Origin of the sequence: Streptomyces megasporus (assembly GCF_000718985.1) — a bacterium.
GTDB lineage: Bacteria > Actinomycetota > Actinomycetes > Streptomycetales > Streptomycetaceae > Streptomyces > Streptomyces megasporus.
Genome location: NZ_JODL01000010.1, coordinates 96,841 through 121,418, shown reverse-complemented (window position 1 = coordinate 121,418; position 24,578 = coordinate 96,841). Strand labels below are relative to the sequence as shown.

Below are 24,578 nucleotides of genomic sequence, written 5' to 3'. Positions count from 1 at the left end.
GCGCGGGACGGACGGTGCGCGGCCGGGCGCAGGAACCGGCGGTCGGGCGGAGAGACCCGCTCCCGTGGACCCGCCGCGCGCGGGACGACGTCGAGGACGACCGCGCCGGGCGGAGGGACCGGCGTCTCCCACGGGTGCCGTTCCTCCCTTCGACCGCTTTGACGGACGGTCGCCGTGGCGGTCCCCGTCGTGTCGGGGACGTCAGTTCCGGTGTGCGCGGTGGAGGTCGCGGAGGAGGGCGATCTCGGCGCCGTGGTGGAGCAGTTCCTGGTTGACCCACCAGACGATGTCGATCATGGGATCGTCCGGGTCGCTGCCGTGCGGGTAGGTGCAGTGGCCCACGGTGTCGAGCGCGGTGTCGTCGAGGCCGAGCAGCGCCTCCCGCCACGCCGCGGCGGCGGCGTCGAAGGCCGTGACGGCCTCGGCCGCGCTCGCGGCGGCGCGGTGGTCGTCGCGGGTGAGCGTGTGGGTTCCCGCCGTGTGGTCGGCGCGGAGGGTCATCATCTCGGTGAGGTGGTCCAGGCGCCAGGCGATGGTGGTGAACGGCGGCGGCTCGGGGTGCGGGGAGAGGGCGAAGTCGCGTCCCCACTCGCCCGTGCCGACCAGGAGGGTCGCCCGAGGGCCCGGTCCGGCCGTGCGGCGGCGGACGGACCAGCAGTCGGGCACCGGTTCCCAGAAGTACTCCTCGTCGGTCATCGGGCCGACCCGCACATCCGTGCCGTTGCCGCTGTCCACGGTCGGGCCCGCCATGCGGTCGACGAGGCGCCGGTGCGCGAAGTCGAACTGCTCCGGCAACGGGGTCGAACGCGGGGATGACGCCATCGGGTTCTCCTGCCGAACGGGTGGGCCGGTGTGGGGTGGTCTCGCCCTGCCGGTCCGCACCCTGTCACAGCCGCGGCGGTCTCGCGTTTCGTTTTCCCGAGCGGATCGCCCGGCGACCGACCGGAGTCCGGGCGGAGCCCCGTGTCCGGGGCACCCGGTCCGTGCTCGGGTTCCCTGTCGGACCTTCTCCGCCTTCACCGGCCGTCCGGCCGGCGACCTTTCCGGGCGGCCGACGGCCGAGGCGAACACGGTCCCCCTGTTCGCCTCGACCCGAGGCCGTTCGAGCCACGCCGCCAGGGCCGCGTCGACGGCGCGCCTGTGTTCGTGCGGCGGGTGTCAGTCCGCCTTCTCCCACAGCAGCGTGATGTCGTTGCGCGCGATCCGCCAACCGGCGGGGGTGCGCGCGGCGGTGAGGGTGTGGCGGAGACCGGCGGTGCGGTGGGGCGGCTTGCCGGGGCGGAAGAAGTACACCAGTTGGTTGGCGGTGACGCGGGCCCGATCGCCGTCGAGGTCGACCAGGACGTCGGTGTCGAAGTGCTGGGCGTGTTCGTCGCCGGGGTCGGCTCGGCGTACGCGCTCCACGATCGCGTCGATGCCGCGCACGGTGCCGCGCGGACTGTGGACGACGGCGTCCTCGGTGTAGACGGCGCGCAGGTCCCTTCCGTCGGGTGACGGATCGTCCAGGCAACGGGTCAGGCGTGCCACCAGGTCGGTCACCTCGGCGCGGTCCGGCCGGGTCGTCGGTTGCCGCATCGCTCCTCCATGCATGTTGGTTGGGCCAATATTGGATGCGCCAACATTAACAGGATCCATTGGGCGCGCCAACGTTTTTCCGAATCGATTCCGGGGACGGACGAGGCGCCCTCGACGGAGGAGCCGTACGCCGACCGTTCCCCTTCCCGTCGCGTCCACACCCTCCCCGGCGTACCTCAACTCCCCTACGGTGAACGGGTTTTGACCCCCCACACCGAAGGCGGCGCAGATGGGACAGCGGAAGAGAACAGTGGTGTCGACGGTGGCGTCCGGCGTGGGCCTGGCGCTGTTGACCATGGCGGCGGGCGCGCCACCGGCCGGCGCGGCGGACCCCGGGTCGCTGCCGTACTCGGCCACCACCGGCGTGGGCGTGCACAACGCCTACGAGAAGAGCAGGTACACCCACTTCGCCGACGCCCTGGACTCCGGCGCCGCGCTGCTGGAGCTGGACGTGTGGACGAACTTCTCCGGCAGCACCTGGCGCGTGGCGCACAACAACCCGCTCGGCAACGACAACAACTGCGTCAACGCCTCCACCGCCGCCGAGCTGCGCTCCAAGCCCCGCAACCAGAGCCTGGCCGGGTGCCTGGCCGACCTGCGGGCCTGGCACGACGCCAACCCCGGGCACCGGCCGATCCTGATCAAGATCGAGATGAAGGACGGGTTCGCGGCCAACCTCGGGCGCGGACCGGCGCAGTTCGACGCGTTGGTCGCCGACAAGCTCGGCGACGCCCTCTACCGACCCGGTGAACTGGCCGCCGGGTACGCCACGCTGGACGAGGCCGTACGGGCGAGGGGCTGGCCGACGCGGGACGCGCTGGCGGGGAGGTTCCTGATCCACCTCATCCCCGGCACGGTCGAGGAGTCCAACCCCTTCGACTCGCTGTGGACCGACCGCGAGTACGCGACCCACCTGCGCGACCTGGCCGCCTCCGGGCGGCTGGGCAACGCCGTCGCCTTCCCGGCCGTGCACCGGGCCGAGGCCGGCGACCCGCGCACCACCCGCTACGCGGACGCCTCGATCCGGCCGTGGTTCGTCGTCTTCGACGGCGACGCCTCGGCGTACGTGTCCGGCGGCATCGACACCGACTGGTACGCCGCGCGGAACTACCTGCTGGTGATGACCGACGCCCACAACGTGGCGCCCGCCATCAGCGCGACCCGCCCCACCGAGAGGAAGGCGCTCGATCGGGTGGCCCTGTTGGCGGCCGAACGGGCGAGCGTCCTCACCTCCGACTGGTCCTCGCTGCCGTCGGTGCTCTCCACGGTCGTTCCACGGGGCTGACACGGGCCGACACGGGTCGACACAGACCGACAAGCGGCCGAAAAGGCGGGGTTGACGGGCCGTCGGCGATCCGATGGTGTGGACGGCGGTCCTCCGTCCGGGCGCCGCCCGACCGACCCCGGGGAGCCTCCGTGCGTGTTGTTCCGGCCGAGGACCTGTTTCCGCCGCGAGACGGCCTGGTACGGCTGCTGGAGGCGTACGACTTCGAGATCGCGGCGGCCGTGGAGAGCGGGCCGGAGCCGAACCGGGCCCCCGGCCGAGAACGGCCCGGTCCGTCGGCGCCGGTTCTCTCCCCACACGTCGAGCAGCTCCACGCGCGTGAGCTGCTCGCCGACGGGACCGGCGGAGTCGGCCACCCGCCCGAGGACCGGGGCTGCGACGCGGAGCGCGTCGCAGCCGTGTGCCGGGTCGCCGCGGGCGGCACGGCCATGGGTCCGCGGGTGATCCGACAACTGTTGACACGGCGCGAGACGGACCGGCCGGTGGGTCGGCCGGCTCCGCGTGAGAGGGAGGTCATGGAACTGATGGCTCAGGGCAGGTCGAACGCGGCCGTCGCGGCGCGGCTCGTGGTCACCGAGCGGGCGGTCGCCCAGCACACCTCCGACGTCTTCTCCGACATCTTCGCCGACATCCCCGCCGAGTTCGGGCCGCCACCGCCCGACGACGGCCTCCGCCGGGTCCCGACCGTCCTCGCCCACCTGGACCGGGGATGAGCCGCCGGGTGTCCCTCCCCTCCCCCACGCCGGAGGGGACGGGGGGCAGAGGCCCGTCCCGGCGCACCGTGCTCGGCGCCGGAACGGTGGCGGCGGGTCTGGTCGCCGCGATCGGCCCCGGCCCGGTGGTGGGCGGGGGGAGCGCCGCCGCGGCCCCGCGCCCCTTCGGGACCGAGCCCGCCCGGGCGGCGCTGGGGCGTCTGCTGCCGGACCACGTCGACCAGTTCCACCTGACGCCGCTGAGCGCGACGGACGGCGCGGAGCGTTTCCGGGTGACGGGCACGGCGGGCCGGATCGAGGTGGCCGGGACCAGTCCGGCCGTGCTGCTCACCGGTGTCCACTGGTACCTGAAGGAGGTCTGCTCCGCGCACATCTCCTGGGCGGGGAGCCAACTGAACCTGCCCACGACCCTGCCCGCACCCGCGCGCCCCCTGGAGCGTTCCACCACCCTGCCCAACCGGTTCGCGCTCAACGACACCAACGACGGCTACACCAACCCGTACGCCGACTGGGCGTACTGGGAGCGCCTGATCGACGTGTTGGCCCTCAACGGCTGCAACCAGGTGTTGGTCATCGCCGGGCACGAGGCCGTCTACCAGCGGGTGCTGCGGGAGTTCGGCTACTCGGACGCCGAGGCGCGCCGCTGGTTGCCCGCGCCGTCCCACCAGCCGTGGTGGCTGTTGCAGAACCTCAGCGACTACGGCGGGCCGCTCGGTCAGGCGCTGATCGACAAGCGGGTGGAGCTGGGGCGGCGGATCACCGCCCGGCTGCGGGAGTTGGGCATGCACCCGGTGCTGCCCGGCTACTACGGGACGGTGCCCAGGGACTTCGCCACGCGCAACCCCGGGGCCCACACCGTCCCCCAGGGCACCTGGCACGGCTTCGCCCGGCCCGACTGGCTGGACCCGCGCACCGCCGTCTTCCACGGTGTCGCCGCCTCCTTCTACCGGCACCAGAAGGAGCTGTTCGGCGACGCCGGGCACTTCAAGATGGACCTGCTCCACGAGGGCGGCAGCGCCGGGGACGTGCCGGTGGCGGACGCCGCGCGGGGCGTGGAGACGGCCCTGCGGAAGGCCCATCCGGACGCGGTCTGGGTGATCCTGGGCTGGCAGGAGAACCCGCGGCGCGAGCTGGTGGACGCCGTGGACAAGCGGCGGATGCTCATCGTCGACGGCATCTCCGAGCGGACCGAGACCGTCTTCGACCGCGAGGCCGACTGGAACGGCACCCCCTACTGCTTCGGTTCCATCCCCAACTTCGGCGGGCGCACCCTGCTGGGCGCCAAGACCCATGTGTGGAACGAGCGGTTCCACGCCTGGCGCGACAAGCCCGGCAGCGCCCTGGTGGGCACCGCGTACCTGCCGGAGGCCGCCGACCGCGATCCGGCCGCGTTCGACTTCTTCTCCGAGCTGGCCTGGCGCACCGAGCCGGTGGACCTGCCGGCGTGGTTCGAGCGGTTCGCCGGGTACCGCTACGGCGGCGCCGACTCCGCCGCGAAGGACGCCTGGCTGGCACTGCACGACACCGCCTACCGGCACTCCGCGAAGCTGTACGGCTTCACCCACGACAGCCTCTTCGCCGCCCGTCCCGATCTGAACGCCACCCGGGCCGGGCAGTACGGTCCCACCGAGCTCTCCTACGATCCGGCGCGGTTCGACGCCGCGTTGGACGGGCTGCTGGCGGTCGGCGCGGCCCTGCGCGGCAGTGACGCCTACCGGCACGACCTGGTGGACGTCGCCCGGCAGGCCCTGGCCAACCGCAGCCGGCAGTTCCTGCCCCGGCTCCGCGACGCCTACACGCGCGGCGACCGGAGCGCCTTCCGGGAGCTGTCGACGCTGTGGCTGCGGCTGATGGCGCTGACCGACGAGGTGGCCGGCACCCACCGGCTGTTCCTGCTGGGACCGTGGACGGACGCGGCCCGCCGCATGGCGACCTCCCCCGCGGAGGCGGCGGAGCTGGAACGCACCGCCCGCGTGTTGCTGACGGTGTGGGACGGGCGTGCCGCCTCCGAGGGGGGCAGGCTGCACGACTACGCCAACCGCGACTGGCACGGGCTGATGGGCGACTTCTACCTGTCGCGCTGGCGGAGGTGGTTGGACGAGTTGGACGCCGCCCTGGCCGCCGGGCGGGCGCCGGAGCCGGTCGACTGGTACGCGGTCGAGGAGTCCTGGACCAGGGAGCGGAAGGAGTATCCGCTGCGTCCGGTGGGCGACCCGTACGCCACCGCCCGCAAGGTCCGCGACGCGCTGGCCCGCGCGCCCTGGCAGGGCGGGGTGGAGACGGCCCTGGAGCCGGAGGCGCTGGCGCCGGGCGGGCGCGGGCTGCTGACCGCGACCTTCGTCAACACCAACGGGCTGCGGGCCGCGGGTCCGGTGGAGCTGGCCCTGTCCGGCCCGTCCGGTGTCGCCGCCGAACCGCTGGACCCCACCACCGTGGCGCGCGTCCCGGCCGGTGGCCGGGCGCGGGTCCGCTGGCGGGTGACCGCGCCCGACCGGCCCCTGACCGATCCGCTGCGGCGGCTGCCCTACACCGTGACGGCGCGGTACGGGCCCGAGGGCGGCGACCGGGTGCGGGCGGTGCACGACGGCGGGCTGTTCCTGGCCGGGCCGCTGCCGGCGGAGTGGCGCACGGTCAACGGCAACGGGGCGGTCTTCGGCCGGTTGGGCGAGCGGTACGCGATCGACGGCGGGGGCGCGGACCTGTGGAGGGCCACCGCGGAATTCGGCGCCCTGTACCGGCCGGGCGCCCTGGGCGAGCGGGGCACGGTGACCGTGCGGGTGGACTCCCAGGCGGCGACCGGGCCGTGGGCGCGGGCGGGGATCTTCGTCCGTGACGACCTGGCGGAGGAGGGCGCGCCCGGCTTCCTCAACCTGTCGGTGACCCCGGCCAACGGCGTGGTGCTGTCGTACGACTCCGACGGCGACGGGCAGTTGGACACCTACCGGCGGATCACCGGGGTGAAGGCGCCGGTGCTGCTGCGGCTGCGGCGGGCCGGCCGGGACCACACCGGCGAGCTGTCCACGGACGGCGGGACGACCTGGCGGACGGTGGCGACCGTGCGGCTGCCGGCCGCGGCGGCGCGGCAGGACGTCGGGCTGGGGATGACGGCGGCGAGCGGCACCGCGCGCGGCACGGTGGAGTTCTCCGGGTGGCGCCTGGGGTGATCGGCCGCCCGGCGCGCGCCGGGGGCGCCCGCCGGCGGGCGGGAGGTGACCAACGGGGGTTCCACTCGTTCAGCTCGACGTGGCCCTGAAGGACGTGACCTCCCCCCGCCGGACGCCCCGCCCCTCCCCGCCCGGCTCCGTCGACGCCGAGCAGGCCGAGGCCGCTCTCGTCGAGCACTATCCGCGCCTGGTGCGTCTGGCGTACCTGGTGCTGCCGACTTTCGCGGGGCGGCACCGTCGGGTGCTCGCGGCGCACGCCGTGGCGCAGCGCTCGCTGCCGAGAGGGCGCGGGACACGGAGCGCTCCCGTGTCGGGGGGCGCGCCTGATCCGGCGTACGCCCTGTTGCGGCTGCGGGTGCTGCGGGCCGCGTTGGCGGCGGGCCGGCCGCGGGGGCGTCTGTCGAGGTTCGTGCGTCCGGTCGTTCCCGCGCCGCTGCCGTTGGTGCTGGGTCTGCGGCTGTTCCCCCGGCCCGCCGGCGTCGACGCCCCCGCCCTGGAGCGGTCCCTGTCCGAGGTGTCGGCGCCGGCGCGGGCGGCGTACGCCCTGCGCCGTCTGGAGGGACTGGCGGACGGTGACGCGGCGCGGCTGCTGACGGAGGCGGGGGTGGCGGACCCGGGGGCGGCGCTGGCGGAGGCGGACGGAGTGCGGGCCCCGGCCGGGAGCCGGGACCGCGCGCTGCCGGCGTCGGCGGAGTTCGACCCGTGTTCGCTGCGGGCCCGCCCCACCGATCTGGTGCGGCGCCGGCAGAACGCGCGGGCCGCGGCCGTGGCCGGGTGCGCGGTGGCGGTGTGCGGGCTGCTGTTGGGAGTGCCGGGCGACGGCTGGGGTCCGGACGGCGCGGCGGCCCCGGTGTACGCCCGCAATCCGGCGGCGGAGCGGGCCCTGGAGCCGGAGCGGTTGACGAGGACGAGCGCGGAGCGGTGGCGGCGGGCGGCGCGCACCGACTTCTCGGTCTGGCCCGCCCGGGGCGGGCTCGTCGACGACACCGGGCTGCTGCGGCGGGCGTTGGCGGTGTGGGCGCGGCCGGGGCGGACCGTGCGGGTCACCGCGACGCCCGGCACCCCGTCCGGTCCGGCCCCGGGTCCCGCGCGGCTGTTGTACGCGGACGAGGTGGACGGCTCCTCGGTGGTGGTGCTGTACGACGGGCTGCGGGTGGTGCGCTACGCCGAGCCGGCGGGTGGACGGCAGGGGCCGGTCGCGCTGGACTTCGCGCGGGTGGACGGCGCGGACGCGGCGTCCGCCGCGGCGCTGGTGGTCACCCGTGGCGCCGGCGGCGCCCGTTACCTGCTGGCTCCGTGGATCACGGACGCCTCGGTCGTCGACCTGCTCGATCCCGCCGACGAGGGGCGGCCGGTGGGGCGTTCCCCGGACGGGCTGACCGCCACGGTGGCCGGACCGCCGTTGGACGGCGCCTCGTGCGGCGTCTGGCCCGCGCTGCGGCTGACGGCGGACGGCGACACCGGCGGGCGCGGCGGCTCCCCGGGCGTCGGCCCGTACCTGATGACCGACCTCGGTGAGCTGAACCCCGTGCGGTTGACGTTCGGCGCGCCGGGCGGGGCCGTGGACGCCGGGGTCGCCGGGACCGCGGCGCGCACCGTGCTGGCCCGTACCGCCTGTCGGCTGCCGGTGTCGGCGGGACGGGGCGTGCGGACGGTGAACGTCTGGCCGTTCGCCGTGCAGCGGTTGCCGGAGGGCGCGGGTCGGGCCCGGTGGGTGTGCGTCCGGGCGGACACCTGGCGGGGCACGGGGTCGCGGGTGCTGGCCCAGTTCCTGCCTCCGGCCGGGGAGCCTCACGCGCCGGGGGCGGTGGCGGCGCGGGCCGAGGACGGTCCGGCGTGCGGGGTGCGGGAGGAGCGGGTGTTGAGCGGGGTGCTGTGGAAGGCGCCGTCCGACACCTGGTACCTGCTCGCCGCGGGCAGCGACGAGGTGGCGTCGATCTCCGTGACCGGCGGGGTGACGCACGACGCGGTGGGCCGCACCCTCGCCGTGGCGGTGGAGAGGGGCGTCCGGGCCGAGCTCTCCGCCTCCCTGGTGGACGGCGGGCGACTGGCGGCCCTCCACTGAGCCTCTCCCCCGGCACCGGGCCCGGTGCCGTGTCCGGGGCCGGGTCGGCTCCGTCCCGGCACCGGGCCCGGGGCCGGGTCGGCCGCGCGCGGCGCGTTCACGCCGTCCGGCGGGCCCCGGCTCTCGATAGGGTGTTCCCATGACCACCGGGGTACGCCGCAGGATGGGTGTCGAGGAACGTCGACAGCAACTGATCGACGTGGCACTGAAGTTGTTCAGCGACCGTTCTCCCCAGGACGTGTCGATCGACGACATCGCCACGGCGGCCGGGATATCCAGGCCGCTGGTCTACCACTACTTCCCCGGCAAGCACAGTCTCTACGAGGCGGCCGTGCGGCGGGCCGCCGACGAGCTCTCCGCCCGTTTCGTCGTCCCGCCCGAGGGGCCGTTCAGTTCGCGTCTGTTACTGGTGATGGGCCGTTACTTCGACTTCGTCGAGGAGCACGCCCCCGGTTTCTCGGCCCTGCTGCGCGGCGGTTCGGCCGCCGGTTCGGCGCGGACCGACGCCGTGATCGACGAGGTGCGCCGGGCCGCCTACGAGCAGCTCCTGATCCATCTGGGACACCCCGATCCCGGGCCGCGGCTGGCCCTGGTGATCCGGTCCTGGGTGGGCGTCGCCGAGACGACGGCGCTGAACTGGCTGGAGGAGCGTTCGATACCGCGGGAGGAGTTGGAGCTCCGACTCGTCCACGACCTGCTGGCCCTGGCGGCGGTGACGGCCGCGTTCGACGAGGAGACGGCACGGGTGTTCCTCCGCGTCGTCGAACGGGAGCCCGCCGACGGCCCGTTCGCGGAGTTGGCGGGGCGGCTGAGGGTGTTGGTTCCCGGTGTGTTCGACGCCCCGGACGGGGGTACTGACGGGGACGTCGAATCCGACGGCGCCGTCGAAGGCGCCCCGTAGCGTCGAAGGAGCCGATGGCCGAAGTCCGGGGACTGCGCTCGCTGGTGGGTTCGGCGGATCTGCCGCCGGGCACGCTGATCGATCGCACGGTGCTCGGCGTCCGGTCCGAACCGCTGTTGTGGCGTGCCGACTTCCCCGCCGGGCCGGACGGTTGGCGGCGGATGCTGCCGGTGCGGGACGCTACCGGGTTGTGGCCCGTGCTGCTGGGCCGGCACGGACGCGGCACGGCCGTGGAGGACGACCTGTTGCCGGTGCCCGGTGGCGGGCTCAACGGCGGGATCGACGCCGGCGACACGCTGGCCCGCTGGTGGGAGGAGCACGCCGCACGGGAGCCGGACGCACGGGCCCTGCGGCCGTACGGCAGGCGGTGGCCCGGACTCGCGCCGCCCGTCGCGGCGGTGGGCGACCCCGACGGGGCGGCGGCCGAGGTGGCCCGTTCGCTGGTGGCCAACGGCATCCTGCTCGATCCGCGGATCGCCCTGGTCCCGGTCCGTCGCGGCGCCGACGTGCCCGAGGCGATCGGCTGGACGGGCACGCTGGCGTCCGGTGAGGGCGCGGCGCCGTTCGGGGCCGTCCTGCGTTCCTGGGAGGAGCGGTTCGGGGCGCGGGTGGTGGCGTTGGAGCCGGAGGTGCTGCACCTGTCGGTGGCGTCGCCGCCGGGGACGGTCTCGGAGGCGCTCGCGGTGGCGGCCGAGCACTTCGCGTTCTGCCCCGCCGTGATCGGTCAGGGGGCGGGGAGTCTGGTGCGCTACGCGGAGAAGTGGCTCGTCCCCGGCGCCCACGGCGGTGGGAGGCACTGGTCGTTCTGGTGGGACTGACGGTCCCCCGTGGAGGGCGGGACCCGACGAGGGACCCGAGGGTCCGAGGCGCCCGGTGAAAGGACCACGGGGCGGTACCGGTCGCCCGGTACCGCCCCGCCCCCCGTCAGGGTTCCCACTCCGCCCCTACCGTGCGGTGAACACCGCCACCGTGCGCGGCGGGACGGTGAAGGTGCCCGTCGCGGCGTCGAAGGAGGAGGTCTTCACGACCTCGTCGGCGCCGGACGCCTGCACCGGGTGCAGGGTGTGGGAGCCGCCCTTGAGCGCTTCCACGGTCTGCGTCCGCCGCTCGGGCGTGGCGTTGAAGACGACCACGAGGTCGTCCCCGCCGTCCGTCAGCCGCATGGTGATCACGCCCGGGGTCTCGTCCCTGCCCGACAGCGGGAAGGACAGGGCCCGTTGGACGTCGGCCGCCGTGGCCTGGTCGAAGACCCGCTCGGTGGAGCGGATCGTCAGCAGGTCCCGGTAGGCGGCGGACGTCCCCTCGATCTCCCGGCAGGACGGGGTGAGGGTGGCGGAGGTCAGCAGCGGCTTGGCGTAGGACCACTTGTCCTGGTTGTCCCAGGACGGGGGCAGACCGCGGCCGAAGCCGTTGCCGTTCCGGCAGTCCCAGTGGATGGCGTTGTACCAGTCGCCGGAGTCGTAGGAGTTGCGGTCCAGCGACTTCGAGCGCAGCAGGTCGGTGCCCGCCTGGCTGAGGGACGGCCCCTGGGAGAGGGCGGCGGTGGCCATGGCGACGACCTGCGTCCGGGCGCGGTCGGCGGCCGGGGTGTCCTTCGGCAGCTTGAACGCCAGGGCGTCGTAGAGGGTCTCGTTGTCGTGGGCGTCGACGTAGGCGAGCGCGTCGTCGGGCGCCTCCGCGTAGCCGGCCGGCGAGCCGTTGTAGTCGACCTGCGAGCCCTTGACCCGCTTCCCGGAGCTGTCGGTGAAGGTGTAGTCGGCGAGGTTGCCGGACAACCCGACCTTGATCAGGTCCTGGTGGCGCAGCAGTCGCTCGCGCTGCTCCTCGCGGCTGCCGTTGGCGGGCGAGGAGTTGGGGTCGGTGTACAGGCCGCTGGCGAATCCCTGGACGCCGGGGTCGGCGTCGAAGGGTCCGCCGCCGCGGACCGCGTCGCGGGCCCGGTCGGAGAAGGTGGCGATGCCGGTGCCGGCCATGTTCTTCTGCGTGGCCTGGACGAAGCGGGCGTCGTCGGCGACCTCGCCGAAGTTCCAGCCCTCGCCGTAGAGGACGATGCTCTTCCCGTCGACGCCGTCCTTCTCCACCGTGAGGGAGTCCAGCGCCTTCCGGACGGCCAGGATGTTCTCCTTGGGGTGGTGGCCCATCAGGTCGAAGCGGAAGCCGTCCACCTTGTACTGCTTGGCCCAGGTGACGATGGAGTCCACCGTGAGCTTGCCCATCATGGTGTTCTCGGGCGCGGTGTTGGCGCAGCAGGTGGAGGTGGCGACGGTGCCGTCCTCGGTCAGCCGGTGGTAGTAGCCGGGCACGATCCTGTCCAGGACGGACTTCTCGTCCTGTCCGGCGGCCATGGTGTGGTTGTAGACCACGTCGAGGACGACCCGCAGTCCGGCCGCGTTGAGGCTCTGGACCATCTTCCGGTACTCGACGGTGCGGGTGGTGCCGTCGGGGTCGGTGGCGTACGAGCCTTCGGGCACGGTGTAGTGCAGCGGGTCGTATCCCCAGTTGTAGGCGTCCTTGTCGCGGACCTTGCCGACGCACTCCTGCTGCTTGTCGGAGTCGGCGGGCAGGGCCGCCAGGTCGCAGTCGGGCTCGGCGCGGTCGGCGGCGCGTTCGGGGATGGAGGCGATGTCGAAGGAGGGCAGCAGGTGGACGTGGGTGGTGCCCGCGTCCGCCAGCTTCCTCAGGTGCTCCATGCCCTTCGAGGAGTTCTCGGTGAAGGCCAGGTAGCCGCCGCGGTGCTTCTCGCTCACCGTGGGGTCGGCGACGGAGAAGTCACGGATGTGCAGCTCCTGGATGCGGGCGTCGCGCAGCGGCACCGCCGCCGGCTTCTCCAGGGCCTTCCAGCCCTTGGGGGCGAGCCGGGGGTCGTCCAGGTCCACCACCAGGCTCTGCTTCGAGTCGGCGGTCAGGGCGGTGGAGTAGGGGTCGGTGACCTTGTTGACGACCGGCTTCCGCACCGAGGGCGCCCAGACGGTGACCTGGTAGCGGTAGGGCTTGCCCGTCCAGCTCCGGTTGCCCCTGACGCTCCAGACGCCGGTGGCCGTATCGCGGCGCATCGCCACGGTGCGGCCGTCGAGTTCGAGGGCGACGTTCCGCGCGGTGGGCGCCCAGACCGAGAGGGTGGGACGGCCCTGGCGGTCGAAGACCGGGCCGAGGTCGGCCTTGGCGGCCTCGGCGCCGTAGAGGTCGTCGAGGACGCCGGCGATCTGGACGCCGGTCGCCGCCGTCAGGGCCCCTTCGCCGTTGCGCTGGGTGGCGAGGAGTTGGCCGCGCAGGGCGGTGCGGACCCGGTCGCGGTCGCGCGGGTCGACGGTGAAGGCGGCGTACTCGCTCAGGTGCGGGAACCTCTTCCGCTGCTCCTCGGTGAGCCCGCCGGGGACGGGGGTCAGCCGCAGCCAGTGGCCCTCGTGGGACAGGGCGCCGTCCTCGACGGCGATGGTGCCCTCGGGGTCGTACACGAGCTGCTCGCTGCCGGCGTTCGCGGCCTTGATCCTCCAGGCGACGGTGTTCCGGTCGATCCACTGCGCCTCGGCCTTGGTCGGGTCGAGGTCGGGGGCGCTGCCGGTGGTGGGCAGCAGGAAGCCGGGCGTGCCCGACAGCTTCCACACCTCGCGGCCGTGGGTGGCGAAGTCCAGCGACTGGTCGGCGTTCTCGTCCTTGGTGTCACCCTTGTGGATGATGTAGCTCAGTGACGTGGCGCCCTCGGCCAGCGGCACCTCGAAGGTGACGCCGAAGGAGTCCCTGCCGGTGGGCATCAGCGGCCTGGACCAGTCGGTGGGCTCGGCGGCGCCGGTCCAGGTGTGGAGGCCCCAGCCGTCGTAGTCGCCGTCCGCGCGGTGGTAGTGGAGGACGACCTTCTTCTCGTCCTGCGGCGGGTAGACGCCGTCGGGCCGCTCGTCCAGGACCTCGTCCTCGCCCTGCTCGATCCACACCTCGCCGGTCCTCGCCAGGTCGATGGTGCGCTCGGGGCCGTCCGCGGTCCCGTTCCTGGTGACGGTGAACGTCAGCCCGGACTGTCCGTCGGCGACCTTCACCCAGGCGAAGGCGCCGTAGGCGTCGCGGCCGGTGAAGGCGGCGGTCTGCTCGCCGGAGGTCAGCGTCCAGCCGTCGTAGTCGCCGTCCGCGCGGTGGTAGTGGACGACGGCCCAGTCCCTCTCGACCGCCGAGGGCTTCCGCTCCGGCGGGGCCTGGCCGGCGGTGGAGGTCGCCCGGTCGCTCGCGGTGCGTCCCGTGCCGTCGACCACGACGGCCTTGTAGCGCAGCGGCGTGCCGGCCTTCACGTCCTCGCCCAGGTACTGGGTGACCTTGTAGGGGGCGTGGTCGGCGGTGCCGAGGGTGTGCCACTTCCCGTCGCCGGTCTGGGCGGCGAAGACGACGCGGTTCAGGCCGTCCCCGCCCGTGACGTCGGCGGTGATCTCGACGGTGCCGGTGGCGCCCGCGGCGGGGGCCTTCAGGGCGACGGTGGGCTTGGCGTCCGGTGCGGGAAGCGGCTTGCCCGCCCTGAGGACGACGGTGGACAGGGCGGGGACGGTGACGGTCAGCGTGGTGTCGCCGCCGGTGCGGATCGTGCCGTCGGCGCCGGGGTCGCCGTGGAGGGCGCGGAAGGCGGTGTTCGGCGAGCCGGTGGGGATCTTCACCGTGCGGGCCTTCTCGCTGTTGTTGGCGGCGACGAGGTACTCGGTGCGCCGCTTGGCGTCGATGCGGGAGAAGGCGTACACGCCCGGGCCGTCGCCGGTCGCCCCCGCCTTTTCGACGTACCGCTCGATCTGGGCGCCGTCGCGCAGGGCGGGGTGTTCGCGGGTCAGCTTCGACAGCGCGGCGATGGACCGGTAGAGGGGGTGGTCGGTGTCGTAGGCGTCCTGGGCGTGGGTGCGGTCGGTGCCGATCCGGTCGTTCTTCTCCGCGTCGAGGTAGGCGGCGGTCTTGGACGCGAAGAGGGGCTGGCGGGCGTCCTGGTCGCCGCCGGCGCCGGTGAAGCCCTGCTCGTCGCCGTAGTAGATCACCGGGTTGCCGCGGGTGAGGAACATCAGCTCGTTGGCGAGTTCCGCTCGGCGCAGCAGTTCGGCGTCGTCGGCGTCGGGGTTGTCCTGGCGGAGGAAGGCGCCGATGCGTCCCATGTCGTGGTTGCCGGTGAAGGTGACCTGTTCGTAGGCGTTGGACCGGCCGGTGGTGTAGCGGTGGTCCTGGGCGAACAGGTCGGAGAGCTTGGCGGCCGGTCCGCTCTGGGAGGCGTAGGAGCGGGCCGCTTCCTGGAAGCCGAAGTCGAGGGTGGCGTCGAGGTTGCCCCGGGTGACGTAGGGGGCCATCTGGGCGGGGTCGGAGCTGTAGACCTCGCCGAACATGAAGAAGTCGTCGCGGCCCCGCTTCGCGGCGTACTCGTCCAGCGCCGCGGCCCACTGGGTCCAGAACTCCAGGTTGACGTGCTTGACCGTGTCGATGCGGAAGCCGTCGATCCGGAAGTCCTTCACCCACCGCTGGTAGATCTTCTTCATGCCCTCGACGACCTCGGGACGCTCGGTCCACAGGTCGTCCAGGCCGTGGAAGTCGCCGTTGAGCGAGCTCTCGCCGGCGAAGGTGGAGTCGCCGCGGTTGTGGTACATCGTCGGGTCGTTGAGCCAGGACGGGACCTTGACGTCCTTCTCGTCCTCGGCGACCACGGGGGTGCGGGGGAAGGAGGTCCGGTCGACCGCGGGGAACTTCTTCCCGGCGGCACGGTCGGCGTAGTCGGTGTCGTCGAAGGGCTTCCCGTCCTTGGTGAGGTAGGGGAAGGCGCCCTCGGAGAGGTAGGAGGAGGACTTCTCCTCGTAGCCCACCACGTCGGCGGTGTGGTTGGTGATGACGTCGAAGAAGACCTTCATGCCCTTGCCGTGGGCCTTGTCAATCAGCTCGCGCAGTTCGGCGTTGGTGCCGAAGTGCGGGTCGACGCGGGTGAAGTCGGTGATCCAGTAGCCGTGGTATCCGGCCGAGGCGTTCTCGCCCTCGCCCTGGACGGGCTTGTTCTTGAAGATGGGCGCCATCCAGATGGCGGTGGTGCCCAGGCCCTTGATGTAGTCGAGCCTCTCGATCAGGCCCCGGAGGTCGCCGCCGTGGTAGAAGCCCTTGTGGGTGGGGTCGTGGCCGGTCGTCAGGCGGTCGCCCTTCAGGCCACCGCGGTCGTTGGAGGGGTCGCCGTTGGCGAAACGATCCGGCAGGACGAAGTAGAACTGCTCCCGCGTCAGGTCGTGCCGGGTGGGCTCGGCCGCCAGTTTCGCGTCGGACGGTGGCGCGGGCGGTGCGGCCTGGGCGGGCGCCGCCGCGGTGATGAGCGTCGCCAGGAGTGCGGCCGCGATGCTCGCGGCCCCTCCTCTGCGCGCCAGGGGACCTGTCACGGGTCGCTCTCCTCGGGTGCGGTGATCGGTGCGGATGCGTGGGGGGTGACCTGTGGGGGTGGCCGGTGAGGGTGGTCTGCGGGGGGGCTGTGGGGAGGGGAGTGCGGTCGGGGCCTTGGGGCCGCCCGGCCCGGCGGGGAAGTGGGTGGGGGCCGGGCGGCCCGGTTCGAGGGGCCGGTTCGAGGGGCTGGTTCGAGGTTTTGGTTCGAGGTTTTGGAGTCAGGAGCGCCAGGTGTCGTTCAGGACGACCTTGCCGTCGGCCGGGACGGTGGCGGTGCGGTTGCCGCCGCTTTCCCAGGTGACGTTGCCGCCGCCGTCCTTGCGGAGGTACTTGTACTCGAAGGTGGTGCCGGGGGGCAGGGAGACGTCCAGCTTCCACACCGGGTAGGCCGACGGGTCCAGCTTGAGCGCCCGGCCGGTGTTCCAGCCGCCCAGCTCGGCGCGGTCGCCGGTGACGTATATGTTCTCGCCCATCACCGTGCCGGCGGTGACGTTGAACGAGGCGCCGCCGACCGTGTCGCCCGATCCGCCGTTCCCGCTCCCGGAGCAGGTGCGGGCTCCGGTGTGGAGGGCCAGGGCGGTGTTGGCGCCGAGGGTGGCGGTGAACCGGCCGGAGCCGTCCACGGTCACCCTCCTCCCGCTCTGCACGTCGCAGTAGTCGCCGGCCGGCAGGGAGGTGGTGAAGGTGCGGTTCAGCGACGAGGACTCGTGGTTGATCACGACGTACGCCTTGGAGCCGCGGCCGAAGGCGATGGCGTCGCCTCCGTTGTCCCACCAGTCGGTGACGGCCTGCCCGCGGGCGGTGTTGCGGAAGGCGACCATGGAGGAGATCTCGGGCCAGGCGTGCTGGCACTTCCAGCCGTCGCGGTAACAGGCGTTCACCGTGCCGCCGTTGGGGGGACCGGCGTCCTTGTCGGTCCACTCGTAGCCGGAGTGGACGTCCGGGGCGCCGTAGGGCCAGGCCAGCATGAAGACGCTCGCCAGGGTGTACTCGGCGCCGTCCTTGTAGCTGAGGGTGTCGCCGCCGCGCTCGGTGTCGTGGTTGTCGACGAAGACCCCGGACTGGCCGGAGGGCATGTGGCCCCAGCCCTCGCCGAAGTTCTTCAGGTAGGCGAGCTTCTCGCTCTTGAAGACCCGCTTGAGGTCGCGGGCGTAGCGGAACTCCTGGACGTCGCCGTTGCCGAGGTACTCGCTGGGCGAGACGGCCTCGCCGGCGCCGTGAATGGCCTCCTGCTTCCAGTAGGCGTTCGGGTTGGTCAGCCGGGACTTGATGGCCGCCAGGTCGGCCGCGGGCATGTGCTTGGCCGCGTCGATCCGGAAGCCGTCCACGCCGAGGGAGAGCAGGTCGTTCATGTACGCCGCGATCCGGTCGCGCACGTAGGGCTCGCCGGTGTCGAGGTCGGCGAGGCCGACCAGCTCGCAGTTCTGGACGTTGGCCCGGTTCCGGTAGTCGGTGATCTCGGACCGGCAGTCGTCCATGTCCTGGCCCTGGTAGATGCCGGGGTAGTCGTACTTGGTGTACGCCGATCCGCCGGTTCCGGTCCCGCTGCCGGCGGACATGTGGTTGATCACCGTGTCCACGACGACCTTGACGCCCGCCGCGTGGCAGGTGTTCACCATGTTCCGGAACTGATCCCGGTTGCCGAGGCGTCCGGCGATCTTGTAGCTGACGGGCTGGTACGAGGTCCACCACTGACTGCCCTGGATGTGCTCCTGGGGCGGGGAGACCTGGACGTAGCCGTAGCCGGCCGGACCGAGCCGGTCGACGCACTCCCGCGCGATCGAGTCGAACTTCCACTCGAACAGGACGGCGGTGACGTCCTTGGTTCCGGGCGGGGCGGCCTGGGCCTGCCCCGGAACGGCGACGAGCGAGCCTGCCATGCCCGCGACAAGCGCGAGCGCGGCGGCCGTGGATCTTCTGGCCACGTTTCCTCCTGTGGGGGAAGCAGATGCGAGTACCTGCCTGGGGGCAACGCGCCGCGCCCTTAAGGCCGTGGAGACGAAGGACCTTTCTGCAAGAAGACTGAAAGGAGGTGAAAACCTTCGCGCAGGAGACCGTAGGTCGGTCCCCGATGACCGTCAAGACCTTGGGACACTTCCCCGAAACATCGCCGTTTCTTCTGCGCAACCTCTTTCGCAAGAAGTTGCACGGTGCTACGTTCGACCACCATCCCGGTCCGGTCGGTCGGGGGTTCCTTGTGATGGACCCCACGCGCCCGACCGGCCGGGCCGGGCCCCGGGAACGCCTCCGGAACGGCTCGCGGGACGGCTCTCGCGACGTCTCGCGAAAACGGCCTACCGCGTGTTCGACGGCGGAGCCGTCGAGCCCCGCACCACCAGCTCCGGCTGGAAGACGAACTCCGTGTGCTGGACCGGGTTCCCCCCGATCTCCTCCAACAGCGCGTTCACCGCCGCGTTCGCCATGGCCTTGACCGGCTGCCGCACGGTCGTCAACGGCGGGTCGGTGAAGGCGATCAGCTCGGAGTCGTCGTAGCCGACCACCGACAGCTCGCCGGGCACGTCCAGCCCGCGCTGACGGGCCGCCCGGACCACGCCGAGCGCCATCATGTCGCTGCCGCAGACCACGCCCGTGCAGCCCTCGTCGATCAGGCCGCCCGCGGCGGCGTGGCCGCCCTCCAGCGTGAACAGCGTGTGCCGGACCAGCCTCCGCACCTCGGTGTCGGACACGCCCCGCTCGGCCAGCGCCGCCGCGAAGCCCTCCACCTTCCGCCGCACGGGGACGTACCGGATGGGTCCGACCGCCAGGCCGATGCGCCGCGGGTCGTGCCCGAGATCCGTCAGATGGCGGACGGCCATCCGTGCCGCGGCACGGTCGTCGGGCGAGACGAAGGCCGCGCCGATGCGCTCGTTGAACCCGTTGACGAGCACGAACGGCACGCCGCGGCCGGCGAGCCGGGCGTAGCGGTCGGTGTCGGCGGTGGTGTCGGCGTGCAGCCCGGAGAGGAAGACGATCCCGTTGACGCCGCGCTCGACGAGCTGGTCGACCAGCTCGTCCTCGGTGGCGCCGCCGGGCATCTGGGTGCACAGCACGGGGGTGTAGCCGTGCCCGGCCAGGGCCTGCTCGATGACCTGGGCGAACGCCGGGAAGATCGGGTTGGTCAACTCGGGGATGACCAACCCGATCAGCCCGGCGCTGCGCTGCCGCAGCCGCACGGGACGCTCGTACCCCAGGACGTCCAGCGCGGCCAGCACCCTCTGCCGGGTGCCGGCCGCCACGCCCGCCTTGCCGTTGAGCACCCTGCTGACCGTGGCCTCGCTGACCCGTGCCTGGGCCGCTATGTCGGCGAGACGGGCGGTGCCCGGGGCGGTTCCCCCGACGGCGCCGCCGACCGGGGGAACCGTGCCCGTCTCCGTCATGCCTCCCACCAGACGGTGGTGTCCGCCGGGAGGGCCCCGCCGTCGTACTCGCCGCTGGCCAGCAGCACCCGGCCGGGGACGGTGGGCAGCTCCACGGGGGTGCCGGTGGTGTTGACCGTGCAGACGAAGTCCCGGCCGGAGCCGTCGGCGGCGCGGCGGCGGAAGGCGAGCACCCCGGCGGGGAAGTCGTCCAGCCACTCCACGGCGTCGCCCGCGCCGAGCGCCGGGTGCTCACGGCGCACGGCGAGCGCGCTGCGGTACATCTCCAGCGTGGAGGTGGGGTCGCCGGTCTGCTCCTCGACCGACAGCTTCGCCCACTCCTCCGGCTGGGGCAGCCAGCTCCCGCCGGAGCCGAAGCCGTAGCTGGGGCCGGTGGACGTCCACGGGATGGGGACGCGGCAGCCGTCGCGCAGGCCGTCCTGGCCGTTGTCGCGGAAGAACGACGGGTCCTGGCGTACCTCGTCCGGCAGGTCCGTGACCTCCGGCAGGCCCAACTCCTCGCCCTGGTAGACGTACGCCGAGCCGGGCAGCGCCAGCATCAGCAGCGAGGCCGCGCGGGCGCGGCCCAGGCCGCCGCCGAGCCGGGTGCGGTGGCGCACCACGTCGTGGTTGGACAGCACCCAGGTGGTGGGGGCGCCGACCGGACGCATGGAGTCCAGCGACTCGTCGATGACGGCGCGCAGCGCCTCGGCGTTCCACCCGGTGTCCAGGTAGTGGAAGTTGAACGCCTGGTGCAGCTCGTCGGGCCGCAGGTAGAGGGCGGTGCGCTCGGGGCTGGGCGTCCACGCCTCGGCGACGCCGATGCGCTCGCCGGGGTACTCGTCGAGGATGCGCCGCCAGGAGCGGTAGATCTCGTGGACGCCGTCCTGGTCGAAGAACGGCAGCGCCTGGTTGCCCAGCAGCTTGAGCTGTTCGGTCCGTCCCATGTCGGGCAGGCCGGGGGCCTTGACCAGGCCGTGGGCGACGTCGATGCGGAAACCGTCCACGCCCATGTCGAGCCAGAAGCGCAGCACCGAGCGGAACTCGTCCCGCACGGCCTCGTTCTCCCAGTTGAAGTCGGGCTGTTCGGGGGCGAACAGGTGCAGGTACCACTCCCCCGGGGTGCCGTCGGGGTTCTTGGTGCGGGTCCAGGCCGGGCCGCCGAAGATGGACTCCCAGTCGTTCGGCGGCTCCTCCCCGTTCCGGCCGCGGCCGGGCCGGAAGTGGTAGCGGTCGCGCAGGGGCGAGCCGGGGCCCTCGCGCAGGGCCCGCTGGAACCACTCGTGCCGGTCGGAGGAGTGGTTGGGCACCACGTCCACGATGACGCGCAGGCCCAGTTCGTGGGCGTCGCGGATCAGGGCGTCGGCGTCGTGCAGGTCGCCGAACATCGGGTCGATGGCGCGGTAGTCCGCGACGTCGTACCCGGCGTCGGCCTGCGGGGAGGCGTAGAAGGGGCTGAGCCAGACGGCGTCGACGCCCAGGTCTGCCAGGTAGGGCAGCCGCGCGCGGATGCCCGGCAGGTCGCCCATGCCGTCGCCGTTGCCGTCGGCGAAGGAGCGGGGGTAGACCTGGTAGATCACCGCTTCGCGCCACCAGCCGGTGGGCTCGCCCGTGGCGTCCGTACGGATGGCCGGAGCCGTATCGGTGGCGGGGGCTGAGGAGTGCTGGGTCATGTCATCCCTGGTGGTCGTGAGTGGGGGGACGCGAGGTGCCGCCCGGACGGGGCGCCGTCCGGACGGGGATCGGATCAGGACTTGACGGCTCCGGAGGTCAGTCCGGCGACGAGGTGGCGCTGGGCGAATCCGAAGACGATCGCGGCCGGCACGGCGATGATCACCGCGGCGGCGGTCATGGACCCCCAGTCGCCGGTGTACTGGTTGACGAAGGTCTGCAGGCCGCCGGCGAGGGTGAGGTTCTCCTCGCCGGTCATGAAGGCCGACGCGTAGGCGACCTCCGCCCAGGCGGTCACGAAGCTGTAGAAGCCGGTGACGGCCAGGCCGGGCTTGGCCAGCGGAAGGATCAGTCGCCAGAAGGTGCCGAAGGGGTTGAGGCCGTCCACCCGCCCGGACTCGTCGATGGAGACGGGGATGGTGTCGAAGAAGCCCTTCATCATCCAGGCGCAGAACGGGACCGCGATGGTGAGGTAGGTGATGATCAGGCCGACGGGCTGGTTGAGGAGCCCCAACTGCGCCATCAGGTTGTACAGCGGCACGATCAGGATCGCCATCGGGAACATCTGCGTGATCAGCAGGGTCCACATCAGCGGGCGCATTCCGGGGAAGCGGAAGCGGCTGACGGCGTATCCGGTGGTGGCGGAGATGAAGACGCCCAGCAGCGTGGTGACGGCCACGACCAGCACCGAGTTCCCGAACCAGGTCAGGAAGTAGGTGTCGTTGAGGACGTGGTCGTAGTTCTCGAAGGTGAAGTTCTCCACCAGCGAGGTGGTGAAGGCGTCGCTCTTGGGCTTGAACGACGTCACCAGCAGCCACAGCGGCGGGAACACCGCGGCCACTGCGGCCAGCAGCAGGCCCGCGTGCAGCCCGAACGAGGCCAGGGGGCCGCGCTCGCCGCGCCCGCGGACACGGCGGGGACGCGCGGGGGCGGCCGGGACCGAGGCGGTCGTGGTGGGGTCGGGCGTCGTGGTCGCGGTGGTGGCTCCCGTGGAGTTCATCGTCGTCACCACACCTCTCCCTGCTTGCGGAGCGAACGGCGGTAGACCACCGCGAAGGCCATCAGGAGCAGCAGGATCAGCACGCCCCAGGCCGCGGAGGTGGCGAAGTCGCGCGGGCTGTTGAGGAAGGACAGCCGGTAGGCGTAGGTCACCAGGATCTCGGTGGAGTCGCCGGGGCCGCCGCGGGTGAGCAGGTAGATCACCGGGAACATGTTGAACGTCCAGATGGTGCTCAGCAGGACGACGGTGCTGCTGACCGAGCGGATGCCCGGCAGGGTCACGTTGCGGAAGCGCTGCCAGGCGTTCGCGCCGTCCACCTCGGCGGCCTCCAGCAGTTCGGAGGGGATGGCCTGGAGGGCGCCCAGCAGGGCGACGAGCATGAAGGGCACGCCCAGCCAGACGTTCACCACGATGACGGAGATCTTCGCCCAGGTGGGGTCGCCCAGCCAGGGGACCCCGTCGATGCCGCCGCCGCTCAGCACCGCGTTGAGGATGCCGTTCTTCTCGTTGAAGAGCATCTTCCAGGCGAAGACGGAGACGAAGGCGGGGATGCCCCAGGGCAGGATGATGGCGATGCGGTACAAGGTCCGGCCGCGCAGCTTCCGGTTGAGCATCACGGCCAGCATCAGGCCGAGCAGGAAGGTGACGGAGACACAGCCCACCGTCCACAGGACCGTCCAGCCGAGCCGGTCCCAGAAGACGCTGTCGGTGAGGATCGCCGTGTAGTTCTCCAGACCGACGAACTCGTACGTCGCCTCGATCTCGTTGACGCCGATGGTGCGGGCGACGTTGGCCTCGTCCGCGTTGGTCAGGGACAGCCAGACGCCCCGGAGCAGCGGGTACCCGATGATCACCGCGATGACGATCACCACGGGGGCCACCATCGCCCAGGCGTACCAGTGGGTGGCCAGGGCGCGGCGCAGGGGTCCGGGCGCCTTCTCGGGCGTTCTGCCGGTCCTGCGGCCGTGGCCGCGGGCGTCTCCGCCCGCGGCCTGTGCCACCGACCGGCCGGTCTCGACAGCCATGTCGTCGGTCAGCCTCTCCTTGGGAGTCCTACCGGCTCCTACTTGTAGTCCTCGTCCTTGAGGAGCTTGGCGTACTCCTCACCGGCCTTCTTCGCCGCGTCCTTCGGCTCGGTCTTGCCGCTCACCACGTCGGCGAGCTGGACGCGCAGGGGCTCGAAGAGGGAGTTGCCCTGGGCGATCCACGGACGCTCGACGGCCTTGTCCACGGCGGGCTTGAAGAACTGGACCATCCGGTTGTCCTTGACGGTCTGCTCCTCGTACACCGAGGCGCGCGTCGGCAGCAGGCTCAGCTCCTCGGTGACGCGCTTCTGGACCTCGGCGGAGGACATGTACTTCACGAACTCGTAGGAGGCGTCCAGGTTGTCGGAGCCCGCGTAGACCGAGAGGTTGTGGCCGCCCTGCGGGGCGCCCTGGCCCGCGCTGCCGGCCGGGACGGCGGCGACGCCGAGGTTGTCCTCCTTGCCCTTGAACTGCTTGCCCGCGAGGGTGTCCTCGATGGCCCACGGGCCGTTGAGCATCATCGCGACCTTGCCGTCCTTGAAGGCCTTCTGCATGTTCTCCCAGCCGTCGGTCACGTCCGTGAGCGCGGCCTTGGAGTCCACCAGGTCCTTGATCGTCTCGAACGCCTTCGCGCCGGCCGGGTCGTCGATGGTGATCTTCTTGGCGTCGGCGTCGACCATGTCGCCGCCCTCGCCGTAGAGGAAGGGCAGGACGAAGTAGGCGTCGTCACCCCGCAGGTAGAAGGGGGTGACGCCCTCCTTCTCGAACTTCTCGGTGGAGTTCTTGATGTCGGCGAAGGACTCGGGGACCTCGACGCCGGCCTTCTCCATCAGCTCCTTGTTGTAGAAGAGGGCCAGGGTGTCGATGACCTGCGGCACGCCGTAGGTCTTGCCCTCGAACTGGGTGCTGCCCCAGGCCTGCTCCAGGAAGTCGTCCTTGTCCTCGACGGCGCTGGTGTCGTCCAGCGGGGCCAGGTAGCCGAGGTTGGCGAAGTCCGCCACCCAGGCGACCTCGGTGCGGATCACGTCGGGAGCCCCGGAGCCACCGCCGGCGGCGTTCTTGAACTTGTTGCTCGCCTCGCCGAAGGGGACGTTGACGTACTTGACCTGGACCTTCGGGTGCTTCTTCTCGAAGTCCTCGGCGACCTTCTTGAAGAAGGCCTTCTCGGCGTCGTTCGACGTGTCCCAGAACTCGACGGTGCCCGAGAGCTCGCCGTTCGAGCCCTTCTTGCCGTCGTCGCCGCCGTCACTGCCGCCGCAGGCGGTGGCCGCCAGCGCGAGAGCCGCGACCAGTGCGGTGGTCCCTATGCCACGCCGCATGTGAACTCCTCCATGTTCCAGTGCCCGTCTCGCGGGGGCACGGGCGTACTCCGCGCGGGCCGCGTGGTCGCGGCTCCGGGCTGACGAGGAACGTAACAGCGCGGCAATCTTTTAGAAAGACCTTGCGGCAACTTTCTG

15 protein-coding genes are annotated in these 24,578 nt (G+C 72.4%); 6 read left to right on the top strand and 9 right to left on the bottom strand.

The annotated features are described in order from the left end of the window. Positions 1-201: 201 nt before the first annotated feature. Both IF47_RS0111385 and IF47_RS0111380 read right to left on the bottom strand, forming a co-directional pair. Positions 202-822, bottom strand: a complete 621-nt coding sequence (locus IF47_RS0111385; protein ID WP_031508541.1) for a DinB family protein — start codon at positions 820-822, stop codon at positions 202-204. A 336-nt stretch (positions 823-1,158) separates the two neighbouring features. Beyond that, positions 1,159-1,575, bottom strand: coding sequence for a nuclear transport factor 2 family protein (locus tag IF47_RS0111380; protein ID WP_031508540.1), 417 nt, complete (start codon positions 1,573-1,575; stop codon positions 1,159-1,161). Positions 1,576-1,804: 229 nt separating this feature from the next. Between IF47_RS0111380 and IF47_RS0111375 the strand changes: the two genes are divergently transcribed. From IF47_RS0111375 to IF47_RS0111350, 6 genes are all read left to right on the top strand, one after another. Further along, a complete protein-coding gene (locus tag IF47_RS0111375; RefSeq protein WP_031508539.1) occupies positions 1,805-2,860 on the top strand; it encodes a phosphatidylinositol-specific phospholipase C domain-containing protein in 1,056 nt (351 codons plus the stop codon). Between the two features lie 131 nt (positions 2,861-2,991). Beyond that, positions 2,992-3,573 (top strand): response regulator transcription factor, encoded by a 582-nt coding sequence (locus IF47_RS0111370; RefSeq protein WP_031508538.1) that lies wholly within the window; start codon positions 2,992-2,994, stop codon positions 3,571-3,573. A gap of 8 nt (positions 3,574-3,581) precedes the next feature. Then, entirely contained in the window at positions 3,582-6,737 is a 3,156-nt protein-coding gene (locus tag IF47_RS0111365) for an alpha-N-acetylglucosaminidase (protein WP_425423577.1), read from the top strand. A gap of 79 nt (positions 6,738-6,816) precedes the next feature. Beyond that, positions 6,817-8,802, top strand: coding sequence for a hypothetical protein (locus IF47_RS0111360; RefSeq protein WP_425423576.1), 1,986 nt, complete (start codon positions 6,817-6,819; stop codon positions 8,800-8,802). A 139-nt stretch (positions 8,803-8,941) separates the two neighbouring features. Then, on the top strand, positions 8,942-9,703 hold the full coding sequence (locus IF47_RS0111355; RefSeq protein WP_051717446.1) for a TetR/AcrR family transcriptional regulator: 762 nt from the start codon (positions 8,942-8,944) through the stop codon (positions 9,701-9,703). A gap of 14 nt (positions 9,704-9,717) precedes the next feature. Next, a complete protein-coding gene (locus tag IF47_RS0111350) occupies positions 9,718-10,521 on the top strand; it encodes a DUF4253 domain-containing protein (protein ID WP_051717445.1) in 804 nt (267 codons plus the stop codon). 126 nt (positions 10,522-10,647) lie between these two features. On the opposite strand, the gene pulA is transcribed toward IF47_RS0111350, so the two are convergent. From pulA to IF47_RS0111315, 7 genes are all read right to left on the bottom strand, one after another. Next, positions 10,648-16,068 (bottom strand): pullulanase-type alpha-1,6-glucosidase, encoded by a 5,421-nt coding sequence (gene pulA, locus IF47_RS0111345; protein ID WP_031508529.1) that lies wholly within the window; start codon positions 16,066-16,068, stop codon positions 10,648-10,650. 219 nt (positions 16,069-16,287) lie between these two features. Beyond that, entirely contained in the window at positions 16,288-17,994 is a 1,707-nt protein-coding gene (locus IF47_RS0111340; protein WP_031508528.1) for a carbohydrate-binding module family 20 domain-containing protein, read from the bottom strand. 369 nt (positions 17,995-18,363) lie between these two features. After that, complete coding sequence (locus IF47_RS0111335) at positions 18,364-19,446, bottom strand: LacI family DNA-binding transcriptional regulator (protein ID WP_031508527.1); 1,083 nt, start codon at positions 19,444-19,446, stop codon at positions 18,364-18,366. After that, positions 19,443-21,098 (bottom strand): glycoside hydrolase family 13 protein, encoded by a 1,656-nt coding sequence (locus IF47_RS0111330; RefSeq protein WP_031508526.1) that lies wholly within the window; start codon positions 21,096-21,098, stop codon positions 19,443-19,445. The genes IF47_RS0111335 and IF47_RS0111330 overlap by 4 nt, the downstream gene beginning before the upstream one ends. Before the next feature lie 74 nt (positions 21,099-21,172). Continuing rightward, positions 21,173-22,096 (bottom strand): sugar ABC transporter permease, encoded by a 924-nt coding sequence (locus tag IF47_RS0111325; RefSeq protein WP_078591741.1) that lies wholly within the window; start codon positions 22,094-22,096, stop codon positions 21,173-21,175. A 5-nt stretch (positions 22,097-22,101) separates the two neighbouring features. Next, a complete protein-coding gene (locus IF47_RS0111320) occupies positions 22,102-23,121 on the bottom strand; it encodes a carbohydrate ABC transporter permease (RefSeq protein WP_031508523.1) in 1,020 nt (339 codons plus the stop codon). A 38-nt stretch (positions 23,122-23,159) separates the two neighbouring features. After that, the gene (locus IF47_RS0111315; protein ID WP_031508522.1) at positions 23,160-24,440 is read right to left on the bottom strand and encodes an extracellular solute-binding protein; all 1,281 of its coding nucleotides are present in this window, start codon (positions 24,438-24,440) and stop codon (positions 23,160-23,162) included. Between the last annotated feature and the right edge of the window lie 138 nt (positions 24,441-24,578).